Annotated in this window: 5 protein-coding genes and 3 rRNA genes; 6 read left to right on the top strand and 2 right to left on the bottom strand. The window is 66.1% G+C overall.

Annotated features, from left to right (window positions below; genetic code table 11):
* Positions 1–63 precede the first annotated feature (63 nt).
* Both crtI and ACMCNO_RS00035 read right to left on the bottom strand, forming a co-directional pair.
* Entirely contained in the window at positions 64–1,548 is a 1,485-nt protein-coding gene (gene crtI / locus ACMCNO_RS00040) for a phytoene desaturase family protein (protein ID WP_412747378.1), read from the bottom strand.
* Positions 1,549–1,596: 48 nt separating this feature from the next.
* The gene (locus tag ACMCNO_RS00035; RefSeq protein WP_412747377.1) at positions 1,597–2,718 is read right to left on the bottom strand and encodes a polyprenyl synthetase family protein; all 1,122 of its coding nucleotides are present in this window, start codon (positions 2,716–2,718) and stop codon (positions 1,597–1,599) included.
* 57 nt (positions 2,719–2,775) lie between these two features.
* Between ACMCNO_RS00035 and ACMCNO_RS00030 the strand changes: the two genes are divergently transcribed.
* From ACMCNO_RS00030 to rrf, 6 genes are all read left to right on the top strand, one after another.
* Positions 2,776–3,696, top strand: a complete 921-nt coding sequence (locus ACMCNO_RS00030) for a phytoene/squalene synthase family protein (RefSeq protein WP_412747376.1) — start codon at positions 2,776–2,778, stop codon at positions 3,694–3,696.
* Position 3,697: 1 nt separating this feature from the next.
* Positions 3,698–5,065, top strand: a complete 1,368-nt coding sequence (locus ACMCNO_RS00025; RefSeq protein ID WP_412747375.1) for a cryptochrome/photolyase family protein — start codon at positions 3,698–3,700, stop codon at positions 5,063–5,065.
* Positions 5,066–5,338: 273 nt separating this feature from the next.
* Positions 5,339–6,703, top strand: a complete 1,365-nt coding sequence (locus tag ACMCNO_RS00020; RefSeq protein ID WP_412753562.1) for a dihydrolipoyl dehydrogenase family protein — start codon at positions 5,339–5,341, stop codon at positions 6,701–6,703.
* Positions 6,704–7,150: 447 nt separating this feature from the next.
* Positions 7,151–8,669 (top strand): 16S ribosomal RNA (locus ACMCNO_RS00015).
* A 450-nt stretch (positions 8,670–9,119) separates the two neighbouring features.
* Positions 9,120–12,227, top strand: a 23S ribosomal RNA gene (locus tag ACMCNO_RS00010).
* 123 nt (positions 12,228–12,350) lie between these two features.
* A 5S ribosomal RNA gene (gene rrf / locus ACMCNO_RS00005) occupies positions 12,351–12,467 on the top strand.
* The 16S, 23S and 5S rRNA genes sit together here, the layout of an rRNA operon.
* The last annotated feature ends 51 nt before the right edge of the window (positions 12,468–12,518 follow it).

Raw genomic sequence — 12,518 nt, 5'->3', positions numbered from 1 at the left:
CCTCGCTGCGCCCGGTCATGTGGTGCCGGCCGGGCAGGCTATCGCGGCCCGCAGTGCGCTCGGTCATCTGACGCCCCCCGTGACCCGCGCGGCGGCGAGCTTGCCCGAGATCAGCACCATCGGCACTCCGACGCCGGGCTGGGTGCCGGAGCCGGTGAACACGACGTTGGGCACCGTCGGGTGCAGGTTGCCGGGCCGGAACGGGCCGGTCTGCCGGAACGTATGCGCGGCGGCGAACGGGGTGCCCGCGGCCATGCCCTGGCCGGCCCAGTCTGCCGGAGTGACGACCCGTTCGACCTCGACTCCGGCACGAAAGCCCAGGTAGCCACGCTGCTCCAGCACGTCGAGCAACTCGTCGGCGTACCGCTGGCCCAGGCCGCCACGCCAATCCAGCGGCGCCGTGTCGAGATTGGGGGTGGGCGCGAGCACGTAGTAGGTGTGTCGTCCGGCGGGCGCGACGGACGGGTCCGTCCGGCTCGGGTTCGTGACCAGCAGAGACGGGTCACTCATCAGCAGCCCGCGGCGGATCACCTCGTCGAAGGTGTTCCGCCACGCCGTACCGAAATGGATGTTGTGGTGTGCGGCCTTGCGGTAGGCCTGCCGCGACCCGACATGCACCACCACGCAGGACGGCGAGTAGCGCAGGCGGCGTGGGCGGCCGGCGGGGGGCAGCAGCTGACGCCGGGCGACCGGTAGGTCGGGGTTGAGCACGACCACGTCGGCCGGGATGTGCTCACCGTCCGCGGTGTGCACGCCGGTGGCGCGGCCGTGGCTCATCTCGACCCGGGTCACGGTCGTGTCGTAACGGATGTCCACACCGTGTTTGCCGGCGGCGCCCGCCAGCGCCTTCGGCACGGCGTGCATGCCGCCGCGGGGGTGGTACACACCGGCGACCGCGTCCAGGTACGCGATGACGGCGTACAGCGCGAGCGCGTCGTGCGGGGCCAGGCCCGCATACATGGCCTGGAACGAGAAGATCCGCCGGGTACGGGGATCGCGGAAGAACTCGTTGATCTTCGGTTGGAGCCGCCGGAACCCGCCCATGGCCAGGAGCTTCAGCAGGTTGAAGTGCACCAGGTCAGCGGGGCCGTCGAGGTTGCGGTCGATGAAGTGGTCGCGTTCGAGCTGCCACAGCCGTCGCGCGAACTCGACGAAGCGCAGATATCCGTCGGCTTCCCGGGGCCCGCAAACGTGGGAGACCTCGGCGGCCATCCGCACCGTGTCGGTGCGTACGTCCAATGTCGAGCCGTCCGGGTAGTACGCCCGGTAGGCCGGGTCGAGCGGGATCAGATCCAGCCAGTCGGCGAGGTTCTCCCCGACGGCGGCCAGCGGCTCGGCGATCAGCTCCGGCATGGTGAGCACGGTGGGCCCGGTGTCGAACTCGTACCCGTCGATGGAGAGCCGTCCGGCCCGCCCGCCCGGTGCCGACTCGCGCTCGACAACGGTCACCTGCCGCCCGGCCCCGGCCAGGTGCAGGGCACACGCCAGCCCGCCCAGCCCGGCACCCACCACCACCACCCGATCGGTGGGTCCTGTCACGGTGCGCACGTCAGCGCCTCCTGGGATTCGGGACGGCGAACATGTCCGGGGGCCTCATCATGCCGGTCGGTGGGTGGCGGTCACGGCCAGCCGGGTCAGGGCGGCGCGGGCGTCCGGGTGGATGGGCGCGTCGGCCAGGGCGGCGACCCCCTCGGCGACCCGGTGCCGGATGAGTGTCTCGACCCGCGCTACCGCCCCGGTCGCGGCGATCACCCGGGCGAGCTGGTCCACGTCGCCGGTGTCCGGCGCGAGACCGGGGATCCGGTTGAGGACGGCGCGCTGGGCCGGGGTGGCGAGCTGGCGGGCGAGCATGAGCAGCACGGTGGGCTTACCGGTACGCAGGTCATCGCCGGCGGGCTTGCCGGTGACCGCGGGGTCGCCGTACACCCCGAGCAGGTCGTCGCGCAGTTGGAACGCCTCACCGACCGCGGTGCCGAACCGGTGGTACGCCTCCTGTGCGGCTGGGTCCCCGGCCGGTCCGGCCAGCGCCAGGCCGAACTGCAACGGGTGACGCACGGTGTAACCGGCGGTCTTGAGCCGGGCAACCCGCAGCGCCCGCTCCACGGACCACTTCGGTGGCTCGGCCTCCCCGAGCACGTCCAGATACTGCCCGGCGACCGCTTCGGCGCGCATCCGGTCATAGCAGGCGCGGGCGGCGAGCAGGGTGGCCGGGGCGAGCGGGGCGCGGGCCAGCAGCTGGTCTGCCCAGACGAGCATCAGGTCGCCCACGAGGACGGCGGCGCTCTGCCCGAAGTGGACCGATGCGCCGCGACGCCCGGCGCTCTCGTGCTGAGCCGCGAACACCCGGTGCACCGCCGGGTGTCCCCGCCGGGTCGCCGAGTCGTCCATCACGTCGTCGTGCACCAGCGCGAACGCGTGCATAAGCTCCAACGCCGCGAGCGCGGGCAGCACCGGATCGACCGCCTCGGCCGCATCGACCGCTCCCCGCCAACCCCAGTACGCGAACGTCGGCCGCAGCCGCTTGCCCCCCGCGAGCACCAGGTCGCGGGCCGCGCGGGCGAATCCGCCCAGTGCCGGATCGACCCCGTCCAGCGCGGCGGTCTGGCCGGCGAGGAAGTCGGCGAGCGTGCCCTCCACCGCGCCGATCACGTCGTCGCGGCGGACGGCCTGGAGCGGCAGGGTCCGACGCGGATGTCCGGCGAGGATGTCGTTGGCCACGGGATGAGAGTACGCTCATCGAGGCAGTTGCGTCGATCCGTGCGTCGATTCGGCGTGATGGGATTCCTGACGGAGGGGGCCCGCGTGGACCTGACGGTTGCGTATGACCGGTGCCGTGAGCTGCACCGGCGCCACGGCCGAACGTACTTTCTGGCCACCCGGATGCTGCCCGGATGGAAACGTCGGCATGTCCACGCCTTGTATGGCTTCGCCCGATTCGCGGACGAGATCGTGGACCGCACGGAGGCGCTGCCACCACATGAGCGCGCCGCCCGCCTCACCGCATGGTCCGACCGCTTCCTCGCCGGGTTGCGCGGCGAGCCGGTCGAGGACCCCCTGCTCCCCGCGGTGCTGCACACCATCGCCGTGTTCGACCTCGACCCCGACGACTTCGCCGCGTTCCTGCGCAGCATGGCGATGGATCTCACGGTCACCTCGTATCCCACCTACGCCGACCTGCTCGGCTACATGGAGGGCTCGGCCGCGGTCATCGGCACGATGATGCTGCCGATCCTCGGCTCGACCGATCCGGCCGCGGCCCGCGAACCAGCCCGCCAGCTGGGCCTGGCGTTCCAGCTCACCAATTTCATCCGCGATGTCGCCGAGGACCTCGACCGCGGCCGCACCTACCTGCCGGACACCCACCTCGCCGAACACGGCGTCACCCGGGACGACCTGCGCGCCGCCCGTGCCGCCGGGCGGGCGACCCCGGCGATCAAGGCCCTGATCCGGGCGGAATGCCAGCGCGCCCGCGACCATTACGCGGCCGCCGCCCCCGGTATCCCCCTGCTGGCGCCCACCTCGCAGGCATGTCTCCGCACGGCGTTCCGGCTCTACGCCGGCATTCTCGACGAGGTGGCCGCAGCCGACCACGACGTCTTCGCACGTCGCGCCGCGGTGCCCCACCGGCGCCGGGCGACGGTCGCGCTGCGGTGCCTGCTCACCCGCCCCGGCACCCCGGTGGCGGCGGTGGCCTGACATGCGCACCGCGGTCGTCCTGCTCACCCGTGACCTGCGCCTGCGTGACCATCCCGCGCTCACCGCGGCCTGCTCCACCGCCGACCGGGTCGTGCCGTTGTTCGTGTTCGATCCGCATCTGCGGGCGATCTCGGCGAACCGGTCCCGGTTCCTGCACCAGGCGCTCACCGATCTGCGGCACACCCTGCGCGGTCGCGGCGGCGACCTGGTGGTCCGCCAGGGCGACCCGGTCGCGCAGGCCATTCGCGTGGCCCGGGCCGTTGCGGCCGACACCGTCACGATCACCGCCGACATCAGCGGGTACGCCCGCAGGCGCGAGCACCGCCTGGCGCGCGAATGCGCCCGGCACCGCATCGCCCTGCACACGTTCCCAGGGGTCACCGTTGTCGATCCGGGTGCCATCCGTCCCACCGGTGGCGGCGACCACTACCGCGTCTTCTCCCCGTACCACCGGGCGTGGCAGGCAGCCTCGTGGCGTGCGGAGGAAGCCGCTCCCCGTGCGATCCGGCTACCCGACGGGATCGACCCCGGCGAGTTGCCCCCGGCTCCGCCCGGCGAGTCGCCGGACGCCGTGCCCGGCGGCGAGAGTGCGGGACTGCGCCGCCTGCGTTCCTGGCTGACCAGCGACAACGGCAACGGACACGGGATCTCCGCGGGCGTCGTGGGGTATTCCGACCACCACGACGATCTCGCCGCCGACGCGACCTCACGCCTCAGCCCGTACCTGCGTTTCGGCTGTGTGTCCCCGCTGACGGTGGCAAACGCGGCGCGCGCCCTCGACGGGCCTGGACCCACCGCGTTCCTCCGCCAGCTGTGCTGGCGCGACTTCTACCACCAGGTCGCGAGCGCCTTCCCCCGGCTGGCGACCGACGCCTACCGGGCGGCGGCCGAGCCTCATTGGCGCCGCGAGCCGGACGCGCTACGCCACTGGCAGGACGGCCGGACCGGAGTGCCCGTGGTGGACGCCGGCATGCGGCAGCTGCGTGCCGAGGGCTGGATGCACAACCGGGCGCGGCTGATCACCTCCGCCTACCTCGCCAAACACCTCTACCTGGACTGGCGCGACGGGGTGCGCTGGTTCTTCCGGTGGTTGCTCGACGGCGACATCGCCAACAACGCCGGCAACTGGCAGTGGGTGGCAGGCACCGGCAACGACACCCGGCCATACCGCCGGTTCAACCCGATCCGGCAGGCGCGCCGCTTCGACCCGGAGGGGACGTACGTCCGGCGCTACCTTCCCGAACTCGCGGCAGTCCCGGGCGGCGCCATACACGAGCCCTGGCGGCTGTCCGACCCGGTACGCCGCGACCTGGACTATCCGCCACCGCTGGAGTCCCCCCACGGGGAGGCGAGCTGGCTGCGGGCCTGACAGCCGAGCAGGTGGCCCGGCAGGCGGTGGAGCCGGGCGCCGCGGCTCGCGCTGCCCGGGGAATCCCCGGACAGCGCGAGCGCGGTGTCGCGGCCATGAGGTTGGCGGGCACCAGCCCTGCCCGCCATTCGCCCCCTCACAGCCGCACCTTCGGTGTGACCTCTTCCGCGGCGTTGAGAATCGGCCACCGGCCGAGCCACTCAAGGATTTCCCGACGAAAATGTCCGGCGCAGTTGCCGTGTCGTCGTGGGCAGCGATGCCAAGCTGGTGCCCATGGGCGAAGCGCAGCACGTGGACGCGGTCGTCGTCGGCCTCGGCGTCGGCGGCGAGGAGGTCGCCGGTCGCTTGGCCGAGGCCGGTCTGTCCGTGGTCGGCATCGAGCAGGCGCTGGTCGGCGGCGAGTGCCCGTACTGGGGCTGCATCCCGACCAAGATGATGATCCGGGCGGGTAATGCGCTGGCCGAGGCCCGCCGCATCCCCGGCCTGGCCGGTGCGTCGACCGTGCAGCCGGACTGGGCCCCGGTCGCCCGCCGCATCCGCGCGGAAGCCACCGACACCTGGGACGACAAGGTCGCGGTGGACCGCTTCACGGGCAAGGGCGGCCGGTTCGTGCGGGGCCGGGCCACGATCGTCGGCCCAGGCCGCGTCCGCGTCGACGATCAGGAGTACGTGGCCGCCCGCGCCCTGGTCCTCGCGACCGGTACGGCGCCGGTGGTGCCCCCGATCGACGGTCTGGCGGGCACGCCGTTCTGGACCAACCGCGAGGCCGTCGAGGCCGAGCGGCTGCCGGAGACCCTGCTGGTGCTCGGCGGCGGCGCCATCGGCCTCGAACTGACCCAGGTCATGGCGCGTTTCGGGGTCGCCGTCACGGTCATCGAGGGCAGCGATCGGGTGCTCTCGATGGAGGAGCCTGAGTCCTCCGAGCTGGCCGCACAGGCGCTGGCCCGCGACGGAGTGACCATCCTGACCGGGATACGTGCACAGCGGGTGGCGCACTCCGGCGACGGCTTTACCGTGACGCTGAGCGACGGCCGGACGGTCACCGGCCAGCGGTTGCTGGTCGCCACCGGCCGCACCGCCCGCCTCGGCGACCTTGGTATCGACTCCATCGGGCTCGACCCGACCGCACACCACCTCGTGACGGACGACCGCATGCGGGTCGCCGACAAGGTGTGGGCGGTTGGCGACGTCACCGGCAACGGCGCCTTCACGCACATGGCCATGTACGAGGGAGATGTCGCGGTCCGTGACATCCTCGGCCGGGAAGGGCCGAGCGCGGACTATCGTGCGCGACCACGGGTGACCTTCACCGACCCCGAGATCGGCGCAGTGGGCTTGACGGAACGGCAGGCTCAGGACGCCGGAATCGAGGTACGCGTCGGCCACATGTCCCTGCCGTCCTCGTCACGGGGGTTCATCCATGGGCCGGGCAACGACGGTTTCATCAAGCTCGTTGCCGACGGGGCGCGCGGCGTCCTCGTCGGTGCGACCTCAGCCGGCCCGGCGGGCGGCGAGGTCCTCGGTGCGCTGTCGGTCGCGGTGCATGCGGAGGTGCCGGTGGCGACCTTGCGCAGCACGATCTGGGCGTACCCCACGTTCCACCGCGCGATCGGCGACGCGCTCCGCGCCCTCGACTGACCGGACAACCGTGCTGACCTGCGCATTTGATGGACCCAGGGGGGTCGATTTGGTGCGCTGGATACGACCGGGTAATGTTCTCTCTCGGCAGGGGAACGGACGAGCCAGCGGCTAGACCGCGGCGGCCGGCCTGCCAAGCCCAACGACTTCGAGTGCGTGGTAACGCCGCGCGCCCGGACAGGCGGGCGTACTGGGGCAGACAGGAACCAACCGGGAGAATCCGGTTGACAGGGACTGAAAGACCCGGTAAAGTTGAACGAGTGCCCCGGGGTTGGGCCTCCGGTTGGGGGTCTGGTTTTGGTGTGTGGTTGTTCTTTGAGAACTCAACAGGGTGTTTTGATAAGCCAGTGCCAATTGTGATTGTTATGTCCCTGGCCAACGTGTTTTGTTGGTGGGATTCCTTTGGCAACAATTTGTTTGTTGCTGGGATTGTTTTTCAACAGGTTTTTGTTGGAGAGTTTGATCCTGGCTCAGGACGAACGCTGGCGGCGTGCTTAACACATGCAAGTCGAGCGGAAAGGCCCTTTCGGGGGTACTCGAGCGGCGAACGGGTGAGTAACACGTGAGTAACCTGCCCCATGCTTTGGGATAACCCCGGGAAACCGGGGCTAATACCGGATATGACTTCTGGCCGCATGGTCGGGGGTGGAAAGTTTTTCGGCGTGGGATGGGCTCGCGGCCTATCAGCTTGTTGGTGGGGTGATGGCCTACCAAGGCGACGACGGGTAGCCGGCCTGAGAGGGCGACCGGCCACACTGGGACTGAGACACGGCCCAGACTCCTACGGGAGGCAGCAGTGGGGAATATTGCACAATGGGCGGAAGCCTGATGCAGCGACGCCGCGTGAGGGATGACGGCCTTCGGGTTGTAAACCTCTTTCAGCACCGACGAAGCGAGAGTGACGGTAGGTGCAGAAGAAGCGCCGGCCAACTACGTGCCAGCAGCCGCGGTAAGACGTAGGGCGCGAGCGTTGTCCGGATTTATTGGGCGTAAAGAGCTCGTAGGCGGCTTGTCGCGTCGACTGTGAAAACCCGCGGCTCAACCGCGGGCCTGCAGCCGATACGGGCAGGCTAGAGTTCGGTAGGGGAGACTGGAATTCCTGGTGTAGCGGTGAAATGCGCAGATATCAGGAGGAACACCGGTGGCGAAGGCGGGTCTCTGGGCCGATACTGACGCTGAGGAGCGAAAGCGTGGGGAGCGAACAGGATTAGATACCCTGGTAGTCCACGCTGTAAACGTTGGGCGCTAGGTGTGGGGGACCTCTCCGGTCCTCTGTGCCGCAGCTAACGCATTAAGCGCCCCGCCTGGGGAGTACGGCCGCAAGGCTAAAACTCAAAGGAATTGACGGGGGCCCGCACAAGCGGCGGAGCATGCGGATTAATTCGATGCAACGCGAAGAACCTTACCTGGGTTTGACATCACTCGAAAACTCGTAGAGATACGGGGTCCTTCGGGGCGGGTGACAGGTGGTGCATGGCTGTCGTCAGCTCGTGTCGTGAGATGTTGGGTTAAGTCCCGCAACGAGCGCAACCCTCGTTCGATGTTGCCAGCGCGTTATGGCGGGGACTCATCGAAGACTGCCGGGGTCAACTCGGAGGAAGGTGGGGATGACGTCAAGTCATCATGCCCCTTATGTCCAGGGCTTCACGCATGCTACAATGGCCGGTACAAAGGGTTGCGATGCCGTGAGGTGGAGCGAATCCCAAAAAGCCGGTCTCAGTTCGGATCGGGGTCTGCAACTCGACCCCGTGAAGTCGGAGTCGCTAGTAATCGCAGATCAGCAACGCTGCGGTGAATACGTTCCCGGGCCTTGTACACACCGCCCGTCACGTCACGAAAGTCGGCAACACCCGAAGCCGGTGGCCTAACCCCTTGTGGGAGGGAGCCGTCGAAGGTGGGGCTGGCGATTGGGACGAAGTCGTAACAAGGTAGCCGTACCGGAAGGTGCGGCTGGATCACCTCCTTTCTAAGGAGCACCTAGCCCGTGAAAGCGGGCCAGGAGCCCGCGTCGCCCGAGTGTGGTGGCGGGGTGCTCGATGGCGGAGACACTGGCCCAGTTTGGTTCCGGCAACGGCCGATTCATCTAGTACGCATCCTGTGAGGGGTGGGGGAACGGTGGGTGGGTGCGGCGGGGACGAGGCGTTCAGATCAAGACACCCTGTTGGGTCCTGAAGGAACAACCAGGCCCGGATGCTGCGGACAGCGGCACGGGCACCCGGCCCGGGAGGGTTGGGGGTTGTTGTTCAGCGCCAGGCATGACCTGGCTCCTCATACCGCTCGAAACGCGGAGATCCTGTTTGTGGGTTGGCCACCTTGGTTTGTGGTGGTGTGTTTCGGGGTTTGGTGGGGGGCGGGGGGTTGTGGGTTGGTTGTTGGTTGAGAATTGCACAGTGGACGCGAGCATCTTGTTTTCTGTGGTTAAGTTGTCAAGGGCGAACGGTGGATGCCTTGGCACCAGGAGCCGATGAAGGACGTGGGAGGCCGCGATAGGCCTGGGGGAGCTGTCAACCTAGCTGTGATCCCAGGGTGTCCGAATGGGGAAACCTGGCACGAGTCATGTCGTGTCACCATCATCTGAATTCATAGGGTGGTGGGGGGAACGCGGGGAAGTGAAACATCTCAGTACCCGTAGGAAGAGAAAACAATAGTGATTCCGTGAGTAGTGGCGAGCGAAAGCGGATGGAGCCTAAACCGGTGGCGTGTGATACCTGTCAGGGGTTGCGTCATCGGGGTTGTGGGATCTGCGGGGAAGATCTGACAGTCTTCCGGAGAGTTACAAAGTCGTTGGTTAGCTGAATGGTGTGGGAAAGCCAACCGTAGAGGGTGAGAGTCCTGTAGGTGAAAGCTTTCGACCTCTTTGCAGATATCCCGAGTAGCGGCGGACCCCTGTAATCTGCCGTGAATCTGCCAGGACCACCTGGTAAGGCTGAATACTTCCTGGTGACCGATAGCGGACGAGTACCGTGAGGGAATGGTGAAAAGTACCCCGGGAGGGGAGTGAAATAGTACCTGAAACCGTTCGCCTACAATCCGTCAGAGCCTTTCGGGGTGATGGCGTGCCTTTTGAAGAATGAGCCTGCGAGTTAGTGGCACGTGGCGAGGTTAACCCGGGTGGGGTAGCCGTAGCGAAAGCGAGTCTGAAGAGGGCGTTGAGTCGCGTGTTCTAGACCCGAAGCGGGGTGATCTAGCCATGGGCAGGTTGAAGCGTGGGTAAGACTGCGTGGAGGACCGAACCCACCAACGTTGAAAAGTTGGGGGATGACCTGTGGTTAGGGGTGAAAGGCCAATCAAACTCCGTGATAGCTGGTTCTCCCCGAAATGCATTTAGGTGCAGCGTCGCGTGTTTCTTGCCGGAGGTAGAGCACTGGATGGTCTAGGGGGCCTACAAGCTTACCGAAATCAGCCAAACTCCGAATGCCGGTAAGTGAGAGCGCGGCAGTGAGACTGCGGGGGATAAGCTTCGTAGTCGAGAGGGAAACAGCCCAGATCACCAGCTAAGGCCCCTAAGCGTGTGCTAAGTGGAAAAGGATGTGGGATCGCATAGACAACCAGGAGGTTGGCTTAGAAGCAGCCATCCTTTAAAGAGTGCGTAATAGCTCACTGGTCAAGTGGTTCCGCGCCGACAATGTAGCGGGGCTCAAGCACACCGCCGAAGCTGTGGCACTCACACAAGTACTTCGCCATGATCCTTGAGGTTGTGGTGCAGGTGTGTGGGTGGGTAGGGGAGCGTCGTATGGCGGGTGAAGCGCCGGGGTGACCCAGGTGTGGACGCCATACGAGTGAGAATGCAGGCATGAGTAGCGAATGAAGGGTGAGAAACCCTTCCGCCGGATGACCAAGGGTTCCAGGGCCAGGCTAATCCGCCCTGGGTGAGTCGGGGCCTAAGGCGAGGCCGAGAGGCGTAGTCGATGGATAACGGGTTGATATTCCCGTACCCGCGTAGGAGCGCCAGCGATGAACCTCACTGTGCTAACCATCTGAGTCTGCTGATCCCTTCGGGGTGAGGTGGGTGAGGTTGGGATCCTGGTGGGTAGTAGTTGAGCGATGGGGTGACGCAGGAAGGTAGCTGATCCCGGCCGGTGGTTGTGCCGGGGTAAGCGTGTAGGCCGTGCCATAGGCAAATCCGTGGCGCATGTGGCTGAGACGTGATGCCGAGCCGATTCAGGTGAAGTCAGTGATCCTATGCTGCCGAGAAAAGCCTCTAGCGATGTTCCGAGCGGCCCGTACCCCAAACCGACACAGGTGGTCAGGTAGAGAATACCGAGGCGACGGGCGAACTGTGGTTAAGGAACTCGGCAAATTGCCCCCGTAACTTAGGGAGAAGGGGGGCCGGACGCGTGAAGCCCCTTGCGGGTGGAGCGTGGTATGGCCGCAGAGAGCAGGGGGAAGCGACTGTTTACTAAAAACACAGGTCCATGCCAAGTCGTAAGACGATGTATATGGACTGACGCCTGCCCGGTGCTGGAACGTTAAGGGGACCTGTTAGCTCTTCGGGGCGAAGCGGAGAACTTAAGCGCCAGTAAACGGCGGTGGTAACTATAACCATCCTAAGGTAGCGAAATTCCTTGTCGGGTAAGTTCCGACCTGCACGAATGGCGTAACGACTTCCCCACTGTCTCAACCACAGGCCCGGCGAAATTGCAGTACGAGTAAAGATGCTCGTTACGCGCGGCAGGACGGAAAGACCCCGGGACCTTTACTATAGCTTGACATTGGTATCTGAATGCAATTGTGTAGGATAGGTGGGAGCCGGTGAAGCTCGGACGCCAGTTCGGGTGGAGGCAATCTTGAAATACCACTCTGTTGGATTTGGGTATCTAACTTGCGGCCCTGATCGGGTCGAGGGACAGTGTCTGGTGGGTAGTTTAACTGGGGCGGTTGCCTCCTAAAGGGTAACGGAGGCGCCCAAAGGTTCCCTCAGCCTGGTTGGCAATCAGGTGTTGAGTGTAAGTGCACAAGGGAGCTTGACTGTGAGACTGACAGGTCGAGCAGGGACGAAAGTCGGGACTAGTGATCCGGCACTTGCGAGTGGAAGCGGTGTCGCTCAACGGATAAAAGGTACCCCGGGGATAACAGGCTGATCTTCCCCAAGAGTCCATATCGACGGGATGGTTTGGCACCTCGATGTCGGCTCGTCGCATCCTGGGGCTGTAGCAGGTCCCAAGGGTTGGGCTGTTCGCCCATTAAAGCGGTACGCGAGCTGGGTTTAGAACGTCGTGAGACAGTTCGGTCCCTATCCGCCGTGCGCGTTGGATACTTGAGAAGGGCTGTCCCTAGTACGAGAGGACCGGGACGGACGAACCTCTGGTGTGCCAGTTGTCCCGCCAGGGGCACGGCTGGTTGGCTACGTTCGGAAGGGATAACCGCTGAAAGCATCTAAGCGGGAAGCCTGCTTCGAGATGAGGTATCCCACCACCTTTGAGTGGGTAAGGCCCCCAGCTAGACGACTGGGTTGATAGGCCGGAGATGTAAGCCAGGTAACTGGTTCAGTTGACCGGTACTAATAGGCCGAGGGCTTAACCACATTAAACAAGGTGCTCGACACGCGTCCACTGTGTGATATCTCAGCAAACAACCACCCCCCCTATAGGCCTGGGTGCAACACCCGGGGCAGACAGGAGTGGGGGGTTGGTGCGCTGGCCAGTGTGCCGGTGGTCATAGCGGAGGGGAAACGCCCGGTCTCATTCCGAACCCGGAAGCTAAGCCCTCCAGCGCCGATGGTACTGCACTCGGGAGGGTGTGGGAGAGTAGGACGCCGCCGGACTCAAACCATGGTGAGGGCCGCCCCCAACAAGGGGCGGCCCTCACCTTTTTT

Source organism: Krasilnikovia sp. M28-CT-15 (assembly GCF_047159595.1).
Lineage (GTDB): Bacteria > Actinomycetota > Actinomycetes > Mycobacteriales > Micromonosporaceae > Actinoplanes.
Note: the sequence above shows the minus strand (reverse complement) of the source record. Positions and strands in the feature narration are given on the sequence as shown.